We start from the raw sequence: 18,038 nt of genomic DNA, 5'->3' as shown, positions 1-18,038 counted from the left end.
AGCTATGCATTTAGAAATATATCAAATTATTCTTATTACTGTTTATGCTTTTATTGCCATTAATGATTCACTTATTTCAAATACACTAACGCAACCGGCAATTGCCGGAATGATTTCCGGAATGATTATGGGCGATTTAAAAACCGGATTAATGGTCGGTGGGACGCTTCAATTGATGCGTTTAGGTATCGCAGCATTTGGTGGCGCTTCAGTTCCTGATTACTTTACGGGAGCCGTGCTAGGAACTGCTTTTGCGGTGATTTCAGGTAAAGGGGCAGAGTATGGAATTGGGTTAGCTGTTCCAGTTTCTTTACTGATGCTGCAGCTTGATGTAGTAGCCCGCTTTTGTAATGTTTTCTTGCTACACCGCATTGATCGTGCAATTGATGATATGAAGATTAGTCGAATCCCTCGGCTTGTGTTATCAGGTTCTTTCCTATGGGGATTATCACGTGCGATTCCAATCTTGTTGATGTTACTTGTCGGTGATGCTGCTGTTTCAACAATTACTGAAAATACGCCTGCTTGGTTGATGGATGGACTAAAAACAGCTGGTGGTGTATTGCCAGTAGTTGGTATCGGAATCTTGCTACATTATCTTCCTACAAAACAATATATTCCATATTTGCTTTTAGGTTTCTTTTTAGCTGCTTATTTGCAAGTCCCAATGTTAGGTATTTCAATTGTGGGTGTGATTGCAGCAATGATTGTCTTTAAACGTGATAGCGAAAAAGCAGCCAGTGTTCAAACAGTAGCAAATACTGGAACTTTCGAGGGAGGATTTGATGGTGATGAATAATCAAAAACTAACAAAAAAAGAATTAAACGCAATTAGTTGGCGTTACATTTTAGGAAGTCAATTGAACTGGAACTATGAACGGATGATGAGTTCCGGGTATTTATACGGAATGTTGCCTGTCTTGAAAAAGTTTTATGGTGAAGATCCATTGGAATTGCAAGATATGTTACGAACACATAATCAGTTTTTTAACACAAACGCGATTTTTGGGAATTTGATTATGGGGATTGATGTCGCAATTGAAGAAGAAGATGGCTATCGAGCAAAAGATACGATCGTTGCGTTAAAAACAGCGTTGATGGGCTCACTTGCAGGTGTTGGGGACTCGTTATTCCACGTGATTTGGGGAACAATTTTTGGCTCAATTGCGGGTACCTTAGCTCAGAGTGGTTCAATTGTGGGATGTGTCATCTGGATTATAGCCAATATTGCTTTGTTATTTGGTCGAGCGGCTTTATTGCCATTGGGATATAAACAAGGGGTGAAGTTAGTTACGACCTTAAAAGATAAGTTATCTGCTTTTACGAATGCAGCGACTGTCTTAGGAGTTACGGTTATCGGGGCATTGATTCCTTCCGTTGTGAAAGCAACTGTACCGTTTGTCTATAAAAAAGATGGCGTAGAACTAGTGATTCAAGATACATTGGATGCTATTTTACCTGCACTAGTACCAGTGTTGCTAGTTTTATTAACTTACTGGATGTTAGGCCATAAGAAATTGAATTCCACACGTGTTATCTGGATTATCTTGATTTTATCGATTGCGTTAAGTGCACTAGGAATTTTGGGCTAATCGTAAAGAAGACATGATTGAAAAGAAGACGACCAAATCAATGAGTATTTGGCTGTCTTCTTTTTTCTTACCCATAAAAAATGTGCTATATTGAATGGGAGGAGATGTTGAAATGGCAGATATGGTATTAACGATTCCAGAGATTACCTTGCGTTTAGGCTTGGCGATGTTATTTGGGGGCGCGATTGGTTTTGAAAGACAATATAAAAATCGTCCAGCGGGAATGCGCACACATATTTTAGTTTGCATGGGTGCATGTATTATTGCTTTGATCCAAGTGGAAATAGCTGGTGGGGCAGTGCAAGACGCAATGCAACATCCAGATCTTTCAGGTGTGATTCGTTCAGATGAAGCGAGATTGATTGCTCAAGTTGTTAGTGGGATTGGTTTTTTAGGTGCTGGGACAATTATTGTAACAAAGCGCTCGGTGACTGGATTGACAACGGCGGCCTCTCTTTGGGCAGGAGCCGGCCTAGGGATTGCAATCGGGATGGGTTTTTATTCGATTGCGATTATTAGTTTCATTGGTGTGATGATTGCTTTGACAATGGTTAAGCGAATTATTCACGTTCCAACGACAAAAAAATTAGAGATCCAATTTATTCACCGACAGGAGACCAAAGATTTTTTGTCTGATTATTTTGAAGCGAGAAAAATTAAAATTGAAGATGTGAATTTTGATGTTAAATTTGTCGAAGATTATCGCATTTACACGAATATTTACACGATTGATTTACCAAAAGGAATGACTTACACGGACGTGATTGAGGAACTTTCCACGTATAAAAATATTACTAAGTTGCGACTAGTTAGTCTTTCTTGATGAGCAGGAAAGAGGTTGTGGCGCAAAGCGTTCAGCTCTGACAAAATAATGAGCAACTGACAAAAAATAGCTGTCCATATTTTTGGGACAATTGGGCGTTATTGTGAGGAATTATTTTGAGAACACCGTGGAAAGAGGTTGTGGCGCAAAGCGTTTAGCTTCAAGCAATAAGGAAATTTTTCTGAAAATAGTTTCGCATATTTTTATGAAAAAAGACTTATTGCCGAAGAAGTTGCTTTGGGAACACCGTTTACTTACAAAAAGAGACGGGGACAAAACGAAAGACCCAGTCATTTTTAACACATGATTAAATAAAAAAACCACCTAAAATCACCGTTTTTTAAAACGAATTTTAGGCGGTTTTTTCTATTTGGGAAACCTTTGTTTGCTGAGAGAAAGTCTTGATAATTTTCTCTCAAAGATTATCAAGTTTTCTTATTCTAATCCAATCAAATAGTCATCATCTTTCATTGCTTCCACGTGACCTAGTAAATAGCCGTTCCCTACTTGAGAGAAGAAATCATGGTTGCTTGTACCAGTTGAGATTCCATTCATGACGATTGGATTGACATCATTTGCGGTATCTGGGAAAAGTGGATCCATCCCCAAATTCATCAATGCTTTATTTGCATTGTAACGCAAGAAAGTTTTTACTTCCTCTGTCCAACCCATTTCATCATATAACTCTTCTGTATAACGTTCTTCATTTTCATACAATTCATAAAGTAAATTGTACATCCAATCTTTCAATTGTTCTTGTTCTGCTTCAGGTAACTCGTTGTAGCCGAGTTGGAATTTGTAACCAATATACGTTCCATGAACAGATTCATCGCGGATAATCAATTTGATGATTTCAGCAACGTTTGCTAGTTTATTATTTCCTAAATAATAAAGAGGTGTATAAAAACCAGAATAGAAGAGGAATGTTTCTAAGAAAACACTCGCTACTTTTTTCTCTAAAGGTGTACCATTTTTATAAATCTCATTGATGCGTTCCGCTTTGCGTTGTAAATAGATGTTTGTATTGGTCCACTCAAAAATTTCTTCGATTTCTTTTTTGGTATTTAATGTACTGAAAATAGAAGAATAGCTTTTCGCATGAACAGATTCCATAAACTGAATATTGTTTAAAACAGCTTCTTCATGTGGTGTACGGACATCATTTCGTAGCTGATCCATTCCGCTTTCTGATTGGACCGTATCAAGCAATGTCAAACCACCGAATACATGACCAACGGTTTCTTTTTCTAGTTCAGAAAGTGTCCGCCAGTCATCTAAGTCATTTGAAAGTGGGATACGAGTATCTAACCAAAACTGTTCCGTTAACTTTTCCCAGGTAGACTTGTCAATAATATCTTCGATTTCATTCCAGTTAATTGCTTCATAATAAGTTTCTGACATGAGTTTGCTCCTTTATTGATTGTCGTTTCTAAATTCGTTTGCTTGTTAAATGACACAACTTTCACATTGGTTGCTACCGATTTCTTCTGCATCATCGGTAAAGGTACGTACATAATAAATTGATTTCACGCCTTTATGGAAAGCATAGTGACGTAAAATGTTTAAATCACGTGTCGATTGTTTGCTACTTGTTTTCCATTCATATAAGCCTTCTGGAATTTCTGAACGCATAAATAAAGTTAAACTCATTCCTTGATCGACATGCTTTTGTGCAGTTGCATAAATGTCGATGACTTTGCGCATATCCATATCGTAAGCAGAAGTGTAATAAGGAATCGTTTCATTTGAAAGATAAGGTGCAGGATAGTAGATTTTACCGATTTTCTTTTCTTGACGTTCTTCAATCATTCGCGTAATCGGATGAATACTTGCACTTGTATCATTAATGTAAGAAATTGAACCGTTTGGCGCTACAGCCAGACGATTTTGATGATATAGACCATCTTTCATAATCGCTTGTTTTAACTCTTCCCAATCTTGTGCAGTTGGGACGAAGATACCTTCAAATAATGCTTTTACTTTTTCAGATTTTGGTTGGAACTCGCCAGTGATATATTTGTCAAAGTAAGAGCCATTCGCATAGTCTGATTTTTCAAAGTTATGGAAAACTTCCTTACGTTCACGAGCAATTTGATTACTTTCAACTAATGTCCAATAGTTCAGTAACATGAAATAGATATTGGTAAAGTCCAAAGAATCTTCAGAGCCATATTCCATTTGTTCTTTTGCAAAGTAAGTGTGTAAGCCCATCGCACCTAATCCAATGGTATGATTTAGTTGATTTCCATTTTGAATTGGTGGCACAACATCAATATCAGAAGCATCAGTGATGTAGGTTAAGGCACGAGTCATTGTTCGAATGGATTTTCCAAAGTCGGGACTGTCCATCAAGTTAACAATATTTGTTGAACCTAAGTTACATGAAATGTCTGTTCCTAACACTTCGTATTCTTGTTTGCCATTGATGACAGAAGGCGTTTGAACTTGTAAGATTTCAGAACATAGGTTACTCATAATGATTTTACCGTCGATTGGGTTTTCGCGGTTCGCTGTATCAATGTTGATGATATAAGGATAACCAGATTCTTGTTGCAATTTTGAGATTTCATTTTCTAAATCGCGTGCTTTGATTTTTTGTTTACGAATATTAGGGTTGGCTACTAAGTTGTCATATTCTTTCGTGATGTCAACATAAGAGAATGGAACACCATATTCTTTTTCTACACTATAAGGACTAAATAAATACATTTCTTCGTTTTTACGAGTCAATTCATAGAACTTATCAGGAACAACAATCCCAAGAGAAAGTGTTTTTACACGGATTTTTTCATCAGCATTTTCTTTTTTTGCAGATAAAAAGGCAATGATATCTGGATGGAAAACGTTCAGATAAACAACACCAGCACCTTGACGCTGACCTAATTGATTTGAATAACTAAAGCTATCTTCGAATAATTTCATGACAGGAACGACACCGCTGGCTGCGCCCTCGTAGCCTTTGATAGGAGCCCCTGCTTCACGCAAGTTGGAAAGAGTGATTCCGACACCGCCACCAATGCGAGATAGTTGTAGAGCAGAGTTGATTGAGCGCCCAATCGAGTTCATATCGTCAGTAACTTGTGTTAAGAAACAAGAAACTAATTCGCCACGGCGTTTACGTCCAGCATTCAAGAATGAAGGAGTTGCAGGTTGGTAACGTTGATGGATCATTTCATCAGCTAAAGCCAACGCAAGTGCTTCGTCACCATTTGCAAAATATAAGGCATTAAAAGCTACGCGGTCTTCGTAAGATTCAAGGTAAGCAGAGCCATCATTTGTTTTTAACGCATATTGAGAATAAAATTTATAAGCTGCCATAAATGACTTAAAGGTAAAGTGTTGGTCTGCTAAAAATTGATACAACTTTTCAATAAATTCATCAGAATATAATTGGATAAATTCTGCTTCGATATATTGATTTTCAATCAGATAATCGATTTTTTCTTTGATTGTTGGAAATGTCATCGTATTTGGTTGTACATTTTCCTCAAAAAAAGCTGCAAGAGCTTCTTTATCCTTATTCAAAGGAATTTGACCGTTAACTGGTCGGTTAATCTCGTTGTTTAACTTAAAGTAACTGACATCTTTTAAATTTTTAAGACTCATAAGTACGCCCAACCTTCTTTTCTTTTTGTTTAGTTTTGGAGAATCGTGCTTTAAAAAAGGATTTGGGGCTTTTGGTCGAGCCGTCAAATCCAAGTGTACTACCTATTTTTAGTTGATAAACAAATTAGCTAGCTAATCTGCGTAATTGATCTGGACGGAAACCAATAACCGTTTCAATCTCAGAAGTTGTCACAGGGACGCTTTGGAATCCTTGTTCTTTCAACCAATCAATTGCTTCTGGTTTTTCGTCAATATTTACTTCTTCAAAATCAATTTCGTTATCAGCTAAAAAACGTTTGACCATTTTACATTGCATACAGTTGTTTTTAGAAAAAATTTTTACGTTCATCGTTTGTGCCTCCTCGTAACACATTTCATCGTTATCTATAATCAATAGTATAAAACTCTTAGTAAAAAAGTCAAACAGGAAACACTATATATTGTGTTGTGGAAACTGTGGAATACTAAGTTTTGTGTTTTTTGAAAAACAATTGAAAGCAAGTATCAGTAAGGGAAATCCCATAATTAAGTAAAAATAAGCTGTGGATAACCACTTAAAAAGATTTTTTTTCTCATCAAATTAAAAGAATCTATAACAAAAGTGTAATCTTTCACAATGCTAATTGACTTTCTCAATTGATGGAGTTATTCTTGTTGAGAATGATTATCAATCGTTGTTCTGTTCAACAAAAATAAATAGAAACAAAAAGGAATGAAATCATTTCCCCACATGATTTTTTTCACAAGAAAGGATTTCGGATGGAAACTTTAGCACAAGCAAAACAGAATTTAGTTTACCAAATTGTCAAAATCCAGACAAAAGAGTCTGTCAAAAATCATTTGCAAAATTTAGGAATCATCCCAGGGACCAAAATTGTGGTTGTGAATTTGTCAGGGGAAAACGCAATTCTTCTATTAAAGAACAATCGAATTGCTGTAAATCGAGAATTACTAGCGCAGATTTTTGTGAAGAAGCCAGATTCTATAGCAGAAAGCTGGACATCTCTTGATCAGCTGACTGTTGGCGAAAGCGCGACAGTGGTAGCTCTTCATGGACAAGGTGCAGTGAAACGACGCTTAATGGATATGGGCGTGACGAAAAATGTTCGAGTAGCGATTCGAAAGTTAGCACCGTTAGGCGATCCAATCGAGATTACTTTACGTGGATATGAATTAACATTGCGAAAAAAAGAAGCTGAATTGATTCTTGTTCAAAAGGAGCGAAGTGAATGAGTATTGAAGTTGCGTTAGTTGGTAATCCCAACAGTGGGAAGACGAGTTTATTCAATGCGTTGACGGGAGCCAATCAATATGTTGGAAATTGGCCAGGGGTTACAGTCGAAAAAAAATCAGGTAACCTAAAAAAACATCCAGCAATCCACATTCAAGATTTACCCGGCATTTATTCTCTCTCTCCATATACACCTGAAGAAATGGTTGCTAGAGAATATTTGATTCATGAACGCCCAGATGTTGTGTTGAATATCGTAGATGCGACTAATTTGGAAAGAAACCTTTATCTCACTACGCAGTTACTTGATTTAGGTATTCCGGTTGTTGTCTGCTTAAACATGATGGATGTGGTCAAAAAAGAAGGAAAGACAATCAACCTTGATAAATTGTCTTATGGGTTAGGCGTGCCAGTTATTCCAATGAGCGTTGTCAAAAACCAAGGACTTGAACGTGTCTCAAAGTTGTTAACCAATCAAGAAACCTTTACCGTACCAGAACCATGCGAATACGATCCACGATTGGAAGCAGCATTAAATGAAATTGAAGATGTCTTGCATTTTGATTTCACAATAAAAAATCAGCGTTGGTATGCTCTAAAGTACTTTGAACGAGAAACATTAGCTAGTTCTGAATTAGAGCTAACAACGCAACAAACAAAAGAAATTGAAGAGTTGATTCAGTTAACAGAAAAAATTTTTGCAGAAGAAAGTGAAACTATTCTAGTCAATGAAAGATATGAATTTATCACACAACTAACAGCTTTGAGTGTGGTAGTTGTTGATTCTTTCCAATATTCGTTAAGTGACAAAATTGATCGCATCGTAACGAATCGTTGGTTGGCGTTACCAATCTTTGCGTTAGTGATGTGGTTTATCTATTATTTAGCCATTCAAACAATTGGAACGATGGGAACGGACTGGATCAATGATACGTTCTTTGGCTCATGGGTACCGGAAACGGTTGGAAGCTGGTTACAGGCCGCTCAAGTCGCGGACTGGATGCAGCAACTTATCTTAAATGGAATCATTGCTGGTGTTGGTGCAGTGTTAGGCTTTTTACCGCAACTGATGGTTTTGTTTCTCTGTTTAAGTTTTTTGGAAGATTGTGGGTACATGGCACGGATTGCTTTTGTGATGGACCGTTTATTCCGCAAATTTGGCTTGTCAGGAAAATCGTTCATTCCGATGCTGATTGCAACGGGTTGTGGTGTGCCGGGCGTGATGGCGAGCCGAACAATTGAAAATGAACAAGATCGTCGTTTAACGATTATGGTCACGACATTCATGCCTTGTTCCGCAAAATTACCAATTATTGCATTGATCGCAGGTGCTTTTTTCCCACGTTCTTCATGGGTGGCACCGTCTGCCTACTTTTTAGGAATGAGTGCCATTATTTTATCTGGGATTGCGTTGAAAAAAACGCGCTTATTTGCTGGTGAAACAGCTCCGTTTATTATGGAGTTGCCAATGTATCATTTTCCACAACTTCAGACGATTTTACGACAAACGTATGATCGTTGTAAATCATTTGTGAAAAAAGCAGGAACAATTATTTTTGTTTCAAGTATTGCTGTTTGGTTTTTATCTTCTTACAATTTCCGTGGTCAATCAGTAGCAGAAACCCACAGTATTTTAGCTTGGCTTGGAAGAATCATTGCACCTGTTTTTCAGCCACTTGGCTGGGGAAACTGGCAAGGTGCCGTTGCAACGATTACTGGATTAGTGGCAAAAGAAAATGTGATTGGAACATTTGGAATTCTGTTTGGAAATGCAGAAGTTTCCGAAAATGGACAAGAAATCTGGCAAGTGCTCCGTGGAACGTATACACCAGTTGCTGCCTATTCATTGCTTGCATTTAATTTGTTGTGTGCGCCATGTTTTGCTGCAATTGGTGCAATTCATCGCGAAATGGGTTCGAAAAAATGGACTTGGATTGCGATTGGCTATCAGTGTGGTTTAGCTTACTTAGTCAGCTTTATCATTTATCAAATTGGGCATGTGATCTTTGAAGGTGGCAACTTGTCAATCATGACTTATTTAGCTGGCTTAGTATTGATTGCTTTAGTGTATGGCATCATAAAAAAACCGATGGTACGAAAAGAATCAGTTGTGTCACTTTCATTGGAAGGAGAAAGGTAAGATGGCAACATTTTTATTAAGTGTGTTGATTTTTGGAAGTGCAGGATATATTGTTTATTCTCGCGTGAAGAAAGGCAAGAATTGAGATGATTGTCATACTACTTGTCCAGTGAAAAAAGCATCAAACACTGAAAAATAAGAAAATTGAGTAAGAACGAATAAAAAGCTGAGGTAAGAGCAACACTTTACTTCAGCTTTTTTTGCTTATTTTAACGGAGCATAGTAAGATGATTTTGACAAGATTTGAAAGGGAAGAGGAATAAGCTATGGCGGAAAAGAAAAAAGTTGTTCGTCCACGTTACCAGCAAATTGCAGTGGACTTAGCGGAGCGAATTGTGGAAAATCGTTACAAAGTTGGCGAAAAAATCCATGCCCGTTCAACCTTAGCAAGCACATATAATGCTTCACCAGAAACGACACGTAAAGCAATCAATGTTTTAGTCGATTTGGGAATTATGGAAGTTCGTCATGGTAGTGGTGCATTTGTCGCTTCCAAAGAAAAAGCGAAAGAATTTTTATTACAATATCAAGATGTACAATCCATTCAGGAAACGAAAGCAGATATTATGGCTAGTGTTGAGAAACAAAAAGAAGAGTTGGATCACTTTTCGCAACTTCTGGATCAATTAGTTAACCAAACAAAACGCATCCACAAAATGAATCCATTGTTACCGTTTGAACTTCAATTAAGCAAAAATGCGGAACATTTGGATCAATCAATTAGTGAATTAAACATTTGGCAAGTCACTGGTGCGACAGTCATTGCTATCTCGCATGAAGAAGAGCTACTTGTTTCCCCGGGGCCGTATGCAAAATTTAGCGAAGGTGATACGGTTCACTTTATTGGAAACGAATATACCTTGCAACGAATGATGAATTTTTTCTATCCAGAAGAATAAAAATTGAGTAAAATGCAGAGCGGACAAGCGATTGTTCGCTCTTTTTTTCTTTTTTGACAAAGTGACTACATGATGTTACTATTGTGTGGTCACTTTTTTTATGAAAAAAATTTGAAACTTGCGAAAAAAAGGAGAATTGGTTTGACAAAAGTTGAAGTAAAAAAATTAACAAAGATTTTTGGTAAAAAGACACAAACCGCATTAGAAATGATGCAACAGCATCAACCAAAAACAGAAATTTTAAAGAAAACTGGTGCAACAGTTGGCGTATATGATGTTAATTTCGATGTGAAAGAAGGCGAAATTTTCGTCATCATGGGACTTTCAGGAAGTGGAAAGTCCACATTGATTCGATTATTGAATCGTCTGATTGAGCCAACAGCTGGAAATATTTATATTGATGGGGAAGATGTATCCCAATTAAATAAAGAAGAATTACGTGAAGTTCGTCGTCATAAAATCAACATGGTTTTTCAAAACTTTGGGTTGTTTCCACAACGAACAATTTTAGAAAACACGGAGTATGGATTAGAAGTACGTGGCGTACCTAAAGAAGAGCGTCAGAAGAAAGCGGAACAAGCGTTAGAAAATTCTGGCTTACTTTCATTTAAAGATCAATACCCCAACCAATTATCTGGCGGGATGCAGCAACGCGTCGGTCTAGCACGAGCGCTAGCAAATGATCCGGAAATTTTGTTGATGGACGAGGCTTTTTCTGCGTTGGATCCATTGATTCGTCGTGAGATGCAAGATGAGCTACTTGAATTACAAGCTTCTGTTCAAAAAACAATTATTTTTATCACTCATGATTTAAATGAAGCTTTACGCATTGGGGATCGAATTGCACTAATGAAAGACGGAGAAATTATGCAGATCGGAACAGGAGAAGAAATTTTGACAAACCCTGCGAATGAATATGTCCGTGAATTCGTGGAAGAAGTCGATCGTTCGAAAGTCTTAACCGCCCAAAACATCATGGTGCCAGCTTTAACAACAAATATTGAAGTGGATGGACCAAATGTCGCATTGACACGCATGCGTAGCGAAGAAGTAAGTATGCTGATGGCCGTGGATAAAAAGCGTCACTTGAAAGGAATCATTACAGCTGAAAATGCTTTGGAAGCTCGTCGTCAAAAACGACCGTTGACTGATTTCTTAGATGAAAATGTGACAACAATTGATAAAGATATGCTAGTCAATGATATTTTTAATATCATTTATGATTCACCAACACCACTAGCAGTTGTTGATAATGGCAAGCTACGAGGAGTCGTCATTCGTGGAAGTGTGATTGAAGCGTTGGCAGAAACAAGTGAGGTGAGTGAACATGAATAATTTATTAAACTATCAAATTCCCGTTGCTGATTGGGTCGAAACAATGACGGAATGGTTCACAACGACATTCTCTGGCTTGTTTTCTTTCCTACAGACAATCGGGCAAGCAATCATGACTGGTATAACAAACATTTTGTTGGTTATACCAGCACCAATTTTCATTTTACTATTAACAATAGTAGCTTTCTTTATTTCTAAAAAACGTCTAGGTTTGACTTTATTTACACTGATTGGTTTATGGTTTATCTATAATCAAGGTTTATGGACTGATTTGATGAACACAGTTACTCTTGTTTTATTATCAAGTGTGATTTCAATTATCATTGGTGTGCCTTTAGGAATCTTGATGGCAAAAAGTGATAAAGCACAGAGTGTAATCAAACCGATTCTTGACTTTATGCAAACAATGCCTGGTTTTGTTTATTTAATTCCAGCAGTTGCCTTTTTCGGAATTGGAATGGTACCTGGTGTGTTCGCTTCCGTTATTTTTGCTTTACCGCCAACTGTTCGTTTTACGAATTTAGGCATTCGCCAAGTACCGAAAGAGTTAGTAGAAGCATCGGATTCATTTGGGAGCACAGGTTGGCAAAAATTATTTAAACTAGAATTACCTTTAGCAAAAAATACTATTATGGCTGGGATCAACCAAACAACGATGCTTTCATTATCTATGGTTGTTATTGCTTCAATGATTGGTGCACCTGGGCTAGGTCGTGGAGTACTGTCTGCTTTACAACGAGCGCAAGTTGGGAATGGATTCGTTAATGGTGTTGCTTTAGTTATTTTGGCGATTATCATTGACCGTTTCACACAACACTTGAATCAACCACGTACCAAAAAAGTAAGTGATGTAGCAGGAGCTAAAAGTAAAAAACGTCGTGGAGCCATCATTATTGCAACAGCAGTTATCTTGGTGGGTGCATTAGGTGTCGGTAGCGTCTTTTCAAGTAAAGAAACGAAAAAAATCAACTTATCTTATGTCGAATGGGATACAGAAGTAGCATCAACGAATGTAGTTGGCGAAGTGCTACGTCAAATGGGGTATGATGTGACGATGACGCCCCTCGATAATTCAATCATGTGGGAATCAATTGCAAAAGGTGAATCAGATGGAATGGTTTCTGCTTGGTTGCCAAAAACACATGGTTCTCAATACGCTCAATATAAAGATCAAATCGTTGATCTAGGAGCAAATTTAAAAGGCGCAAAAGTTGGTTTAGTTGTTCCAGACTATATGGATGTTGATTCAATTGCTGATTTAACGAATCAAGCAAATAAAAAAATCATTGGGATCGAACCCGGTGCTGGTGTAGTCAACGCCGCAGAAAATACAATCAATACGTATGATAATCTAGCGGACTGGACAGTCGAAACATCTTCGTCAGGGGCAATGACCGTTGCACTAGGGCAAGCAATTAAAAAGCAAGAACCTATTGTAATCACTGGGTGGTCACCTCACTGGATGTTCGCAAAATATGAGTTGAAATATTTAGAAGATCCTAAAAATGGAATGGGTAGTGAAGAACAGATCCATACAATGGTTCGTAAAGGATTGAAAGAGGATCAAGCTGAAGCATATAAAGTATTGGACCAATTTAATTGGACCAAAGAAGATATGGAAGAAGTTATGCTAGAAATCAACAATGGAAAAGATCCACAAGAAGCTGCTAAAACTTGGATTGAAAATAACCAAGACAAGGTAGCTAGCTGGAAAGCTTAACAGAAGTTGGTTTGTGAGTTTATCAAAAAAGGAGTACAGCCAGTCTGGCTGTACTCCTTTTTGTTATTTTTGCCGTACAAAGAGAAAGTTACCTAGTTGAATGGATGGATGGACTAGTCCTCCTCTAATGGAAGATTGACCATCCAGTTAATTCCGTAGCGGTCGGTGAATGTTCCATAAAGTTTTGCCCAAAAGGTGGGCTCTAAAGGCATAGTGACTTCTCCGGCCTCACTTAATTGTTGGAAAAGCTGCTTGGTTTCTGCTGGGGTTGTTGTCTGAATGACTAAAGCTACATTATTACCGTTAACAACAGGAGCGGACATTCCTTCTGGTGTGTCAGAAAACATAACTCGTGTTCCATAAATCATCAGACTAGCATTTAAAACAAGCTGTTTCTGTTCTTCCGGGATAGAAAAATCAGGTGAACTAGGCATATCTCCAAAAGTTGTCAGGTCGGTACAAGTCACTGAGAAGATTTCTTCGTAAAAATGGATTACTTCTTTTGCTTGATTAGTAAAGGTTAAATAGATGTCCATGTTGGTTCCTCCTAAAGGTTTTTCTGCAGAGTAAAATCTAGTTTGAGTTACTTAAAGTGGATGCCTACGTGACAACGAACAGCTGACAAAGCGACAGTCTGTATTTCATACTTCAAAGCTTAAATGAGTTATTAATGGAAAGCAAACGTTACGCTGTCTGCTGAAAAAGAAAAGGAACAACTAGTTTAAAACAGTAGTGATTCAAATGAAGGTAAGTCTTTTGGGGAACGAAAAGAATTAACCAATTGAGCGCTAAATCAATGCCGCATCTTCTTATCCTATACTCAGTTTAAATTAGTAGAAAACCGCTGGAAGACAATTGCTTTAGTAACGGCCTGTGAAAAATATCAATACTTATTGAGATCGATGATTAAGAGTCATTTCATTAGCTAGAAATATAACGCTGAACAAGGTGTTTCTACTATAAATATGTGTTTATTTGGAAAATGAGAATAGCAGTTAAAGCGAAAATGAGGGAGGATAAGCAGAAAATTAGGAATAGAAGTTTTAATGAATTAGATTCTTTGCGTAGTATTAAGTTGAAAAAAGTAAGTAGCTTATCTGATTTTTATGCTCGAAAACAAAAAAAGAGAATGCGCAGTCTGTCTTCCAAACGTCCGAAGACGCCGACAAACTACCATTCTCGTGGGTTTGGCACCCAATGGGCCGTGAGGGGCTCGAACCCGCGACCCGCTGATTAAGAGTCAGCTGCTCTACCAACTGAGCTAACGGCCCGTACCAAAAGTACTTAATAATATTAGCACTAAGCGTTTTAAAATGCAAGAAGACATAGAAAAAAATCAAAGAAAAGTTTACAAGGTTAGAGAATTTTTTTCATAGTTTATTCATAATTTCTGGCTATTATATAAGCATACCAACAAAAGAAAGTTCTTAATAAAAGAACGAACCCTAACACTTTTTCATTTTTACTCCTTTCCCGCCGATTTTTCGGCGGGCCTCTTATTTCTTAACGAGAATAAAAACAAGCATGCTTTGGCTGGCGTGCTTGTTTTTTTGTGGGAAATAAGCAAGAGTCTGGACTATTACTGCCAATTTGCTAGTTTTTTTTAAACTTATTTTAGCAAAATTAACAGTATAGCTGAGGTATGCTAATCTTCAGTAGGTCCTAAACTTAGATCATTTTGTCTGCAGCATCAGCAGTTACGCTAAAAAAGGCAGTTATTCATTTTGTGACACGAGCTATCCTCTCTCAAAAGAATGTTTGGAAGGATAGCTCGTAAAATTCATAATAAATTTTCGATTTCAAAAGATACAAAGAAATCTTTTAGGGTTAAGCAAATCGGGTAAACAAAGTTGTTTATTATTCTTCATTCACCAGTTTCGTCTTGTTATTTTCCATCACTTTGAAAAATGGGTAATAGATGACAGCACTGATAAGAATTAGTACGAGACAAAAGACAATATTTCGCCAATCCATACTTGAAAGATACGCCTGTGCAAAAAACGGTGTGAAGGACGGATCTACGATAAATCCTAGACCAATCAATCCCAGTTTTTGAGCAAAATAGGTTAGTAATAAAGAGACGATTGGCGTAACTAAAAATGGAATTGCCAAAATTGGATTGAAAACAATGGGTAAACCGAAAATAATTGGTTCATTTATGGAACAAATTCCAGGAATAATCGATAGTTTTCCAATCGTACGATATTCTGAAACTTTGCTACGCATCATTAAAATGACTAAACCAAGTGTTCCGCCAGCACCACCTAAAACAGAGATGCGGAACATTTGTAGATTCATAAGATGGGTCATCGTTTCGCCATTAGACATTTGCTCGGCATTCAGTCCAGTTTGTGCCATCCCCAAAGTAAAGACGATTGGAAAAATAATTGATGAACCGTTAATTCCAAATAACCATAAGATATTTCCTAAAGTAACTATTAACAGGAACCCGCCAAGACTCCCAGCAATGTCAGTTGCAGGTGTTAGCACGCTCATAATTGTTTCTGGGAAAATCTTTTTAGTTGTACTCAAGAAGAGTAAGTTAATTCCATAAAAAAGAATGATATTCGTCAATAGCGGGACCAAGGTGTTGATAAAGGTTGCTACCATGGGTGGTACGGTATCTGGTAATTTTAATTTAATATCTTTTACTTCAAATAATCGATTGATTTCAACAACCAGAAGTCCAATGATAATAGCCACAAATAATCCATTTGTTCCTAAATAATTTAAATTTATCGTTCCGTCTGTCACAGGTGTGCATACCATTAGAAAAATAACTGTTGCGACCATACCGTTCATAGATGGATTGATTTTGTATTCACTAGCAAGAGAAAAAGCAATCCCAAAAACACTAATTAGTCCGATAAGTCCCATAGTTAAATTGTACGGTGCAGTAATCAAATCATAATTTGCAACTGCGAAATCCTTCCAGCCTGCCATAAATTTCAGAAAAAAATTGGCTGTTTCGGGAGTATATTGATCTAAGTTGATAGGTGGGTTAGCAAAAATCAGAAAAAAAGAACCAATTACAATAAACGGTAAACCAAACATCATACCACTAGAAATTGCTTTAAGATGTCGCTGATTCCCAATTTTTGCAGCGATAGGGCTAAGCATGTCGTTGAGTTTTGTAATGATCGTAGAATTTTCCATAACATTTCCCCCTTATACTTGCCAAGGATTAAAAACAAAGGTACTTGGAACCACGTGCGTTGGATCATATTTCTCTATGATTGCTTCATATTGTTCTTTGTAGTTGTTAGTTACTTTTGCTTGTGGAACCACTTTACTGGCTTCATGTAAGAAATGTTCTGAACCTCGTCCCATTTCTTGGCCACGAGTCGTATGCTTGTCGAGTGCGATGTCTGGAATTTCAGGTACATAACCCATGGCAAAACTCTTTATCACAATATTTTTGAGTAAATCAGATGAACGATCTTTTTCTGACTCGCACAAGTAACGAATGGCATGAAAGAAAAACATTGCACGATCTGATTCATTATATTGAAACTCTTTACGCATCATGTTCAAGTTATTAATCATGATTGCAGCCATTGAATTTCCCATTCCAACATCTTCCACACTGATAGCTAATAATCGACGCCATAATTTTTCTTCAAATTGCGGTGAAGTGATGTACATCTCATAGGCAAATTCGCAGGCTTCTTTTTCTTTTCCTCTACGAATAGATTTTTGTAACGCGGAAATAACTTCGTCCCCTCGCAAACCATTTCTAGTAACCATTTTCGCCCAAGGGTCTTGAATAAACTGTTTTTCTGTCATAATATAATACTCCTAACTAAAGAATTGAATTTGAGGTGAACCTGTTGAATACGGAAACGCTAATTGAAAAATATCAGTTGAATGATTCAGAAGCTGCTGTTTTGCGATTTATGGATAAAAACCGTGAAACATTAAAAAATTTAGGTATTCGTGACGTAGCAAAAGAAACGTATGTCTCAACTGCAACGATTGTTAATATGGCAAAAAAGATTGGTTATTCTGGTTATAGTGAACTAGTTTTTGCTTATGGAAACAAGCAGTCTTCAAACAATTTCTCAAGTACTTTCTCAAGTGCCGACAGAGATACGTTCGTCCACTTGCTATCCGCCTATCGCGAAAAAAGAATCATGATTTTAGGATCAGGTTTTTCTCAAAATATCGCCAATCATTTTTCTGAAACATTTAATCTTTATGGATTTCGTGCAACAGCTAACAGTCACTTAGAATTTCTTCGCGAAAATGTTGAAAAAGATGTTCTGATTATTATTATTTCGAATTCTGGCGATACTTTTCGTTTAACAGAACTTGCAGAAATGGCAAAAAATCATCGAATCGATGTAATTGCCTTTGTTGGCGAAAAAAATTCTCGAATTGGACAGTTAGCAACGTTAACAATTAGTACAGAGACATATACAGCACAGGTTTTGTCAGAATATCAACCTAATCTTTTCTTTGGAACAGCATTAAATCAATTCGAACAATTACTTAGTGAAGCGTTAAAATCGATCTTTGAGTAGAAGAACGAGGTGGCCACTGTTTCTTCATTTCTTAGTATAAATATTGGGCTTGAAATTGTAAGGGGTTTCCTTGAGTTGTGAACATGTTTGTTAATTTATAAACGTGTTTAGAGGAAGCGGGTAGATCACAAAAAGTCCATTTGCTTAATATAGATGAAAATCGGATACA

15 protein-coding genes, 1 tRNA gene and 1 pseudogene are annotated in these 18,038 nt (G+C 37.1%); 10 read left to right on the top strand and 7 right to left on the bottom strand.

Annotated features, from left to right (window positions below; translation table 11 throughout):
* Nucleotides 1-4: 4 nt before the first annotated feature.
* From IGJ76_RS11320 to IGJ76_RS11310, 3 genes are all read left to right on the top strand, one after another.
* Nucleotides 5-799, top strand: a complete 795-nt coding sequence (locus IGJ76_RS11320; protein WP_067482931.1) for a PTS mannose/fructose/sorbose/N-acetylgalactosamine transporter subunit IIC — start codon at nucleotides 5-7, stop codon at nucleotides 797-799.
* Complete coding sequence (locus IGJ76_RS11315) at nucleotides 786-1,592, top strand: PTS system mannose/fructose/sorbose family transporter subunit IID (protein WP_067482929.1); 807 nt, start codon at nucleotides 786-788, stop codon at nucleotides 1,590-1,592. The genes IGJ76_RS11320 and IGJ76_RS11315 overlap by 14 nt, the downstream gene beginning before the upstream one ends.
* 112 nt (nucleotides 1,593-1,704) lie before the next feature.
* Nucleotides 1,705-2,415 (top strand): MgtC/SapB family protein, encoded by a 711-nt coding sequence (locus tag IGJ76_RS11310; protein ID WP_067482927.1) that lies wholly within the window; start codon nucleotides 1,705-1,707, stop codon nucleotides 2,413-2,415.
* 435 nt (nucleotides 2,416-2,850) lie between these two features.
* Here the strand turns inward: IGJ76_RS11310 and nrdF are convergent, their stop codons facing one another.
* From nrdF to nrdH, 3 genes are all read right to left on the bottom strand, one after another.
* Nucleotides 2,851-3,816 carry a class 1b ribonucleoside-diphosphate reductase subunit beta gene (gene nrdF, locus IGJ76_RS11305; protein ID WP_067482926.1) on the bottom strand — a complete coding sequence of 322 codons (966 nt, stop codon included), beginning with the start codon at nucleotides 3,814-3,816 and terminating at the stop codon, nucleotides 2,851-2,853.
* A 45-nt stretch (nucleotides 3,817-3,861) separates the two neighbouring features.
* Nucleotides 3,862-6,021 (bottom strand): class 1b ribonucleoside-diphosphate reductase subunit alpha, encoded by a 2,160-nt coding sequence (nrdE, locus tag IGJ76_RS11300; protein ID WP_067482924.1) that lies wholly within the window; start codon nucleotides 6,019-6,021, stop codon nucleotides 3,862-3,864.
* Nucleotides 6,022-6,145: 124 nt separating this feature from the next.
* On the bottom strand, nucleotides 6,146-6,370 hold the full coding sequence (nrdH, locus tag IGJ76_RS11295; protein ID WP_067482923.1) for a glutaredoxin-like protein NrdH: 225 nt from the start codon (nucleotides 6,368-6,370) through the stop codon (nucleotides 6,146-6,148).
* Between the two features lie 410 nt (nucleotides 6,371-6,780).
* Between nrdH and IGJ76_RS11290 the strand changes: the two genes are divergently transcribed.
* The 6 genes and pseudogenes from IGJ76_RS11290 (at nucleotide 6,781) to IGJ76_RS11265 (ending at nucleotide 13,346) form a co-directional block, all read left to right on the top strand.
* Complete coding sequence (locus IGJ76_RS11290; protein ID WP_067482922.1) at nucleotides 6,781-7,254, top strand: FeoA family protein; 474 nt, start codon at nucleotides 6,781-6,783, stop codon at nucleotides 7,252-7,254.
* Complete coding sequence (feoB, locus tag IGJ76_RS11285; protein WP_071868946.1) at nucleotides 7,251-9,392, top strand: ferrous iron transport protein B; 2,142 nt, start codon at nucleotides 7,251-7,253, stop codon at nucleotides 9,390-9,392. The genes IGJ76_RS11290 and feoB overlap by 4 nt, the downstream gene beginning before the upstream one ends.
* Nucleotide 9,393: 1 nt before the next feature.
* Nucleotides 9,394-9,474, top strand: a pseudogene (locus IGJ76_RS11280) (FeoB-associated Cys-rich membrane protein); the annotation flags it as partial.
* Nucleotides 9,475-9,658: 184 nt separating this feature from the next.
* On the top strand, nucleotides 9,659-10,291 hold the full coding sequence (locus IGJ76_RS11275) for a GntR family transcriptional regulator (protein WP_067482918.1): 633 nt from the start codon (nucleotides 9,659-9,661) through the stop codon (nucleotides 10,289-10,291).
* A gap of 141 nt (nucleotides 10,292-10,432) precedes the next feature.
* Nucleotides 10,433-11,626, top strand: coding sequence for a quaternary amine ABC transporter ATP-binding protein (locus IGJ76_RS11270; RefSeq protein WP_071868952.1), 1,194 nt, complete (start codon nucleotides 10,433-10,435; stop codon nucleotides 11,624-11,626).
* Complete coding sequence (locus tag IGJ76_RS11265) at nucleotides 11,619-13,346, top strand: ABC transporter permease/substrate binding protein (protein ID WP_368027058.1); 1,728 nt, start codon at nucleotides 11,619-11,621, stop codon at nucleotides 13,344-13,346. The genes IGJ76_RS11270 and IGJ76_RS11265 overlap by 8 nt, the downstream gene beginning before the upstream one ends.
* 113 nt (nucleotides 13,347-13,459) lie before the next feature.
* Here the strand turns inward: IGJ76_RS11265 and IGJ76_RS11260 are convergent, their stop codons facing one another.
* The 4 genes from IGJ76_RS11260 to IGJ76_RS11245 all read right to left on the bottom strand — a co-directional run bounded on the left by IGJ76_RS11260 (nucleotide 13,460) and on the right by IGJ76_RS11245 (nucleotide 17,132).
* On the bottom strand, nucleotides 13,460-13,882 hold the full coding sequence (locus IGJ76_RS11260) for a VOC family protein (RefSeq protein WP_067482913.1): 423 nt from the start codon (nucleotides 13,880-13,882) through the stop codon (nucleotides 13,460-13,462).
* A 662-nt stretch (nucleotides 13,883-14,544) separates the two neighbouring features.
* Nucleotides 14,545-14,617, bottom strand: a tRNA-Lys gene (locus IGJ76_RS11255).
* A gap of 586 nt (nucleotides 14,618-15,203) precedes the next feature.
* Entirely contained in the window at nucleotides 15,204-16,502 is a 1,299-nt protein-coding gene (locus IGJ76_RS11250) for a PTS sugar transporter subunit IIC (protein WP_067482912.1), read from the bottom strand.
* Between the two features lie 12 nt (nucleotides 16,503-16,514).
* Nucleotides 16,515-17,132 (bottom strand): hypothetical protein, encoded by a 618-nt coding sequence (locus IGJ76_RS11245; protein ID WP_067482911.1) that lies wholly within the window; start codon nucleotides 17,130-17,132, stop codon nucleotides 16,515-16,517.
* Between the two features lie 44 nt (nucleotides 17,133-17,176).
* On the opposite strand from IGJ76_RS11245, the gene IGJ76_RS11240 reads away from it, so the two are divergent.
* Nucleotides 17,177-17,869: a MurR/RpiR family transcriptional regulator gene (locus IGJ76_RS11240; RefSeq protein WP_067482909.1), complete on the top strand. Its 693-nt coding sequence runs from the start codon at nucleotides 17,177-17,179 to the stop codon at nucleotides 17,867-17,869.
* The last annotated feature ends 169 nt before the right edge of the window (nucleotides 17,870-18,038 follow it).

Origin of the sequence: Enterococcus sp. DIV0175 (assembly GCF_050529075.1) — a bacterium.
In the GTDB taxonomy this organism is placed as follows: domain Bacteria; phylum Bacillota; class Bacilli; order Lactobacillales; family Enterococcaceae; genus Enterococcus_B; species Enterococcus_B thailandicus.
Note: the sequence above shows the minus strand (reverse complement) of the source record. Positions and strands in the feature narration are given on the sequence as shown.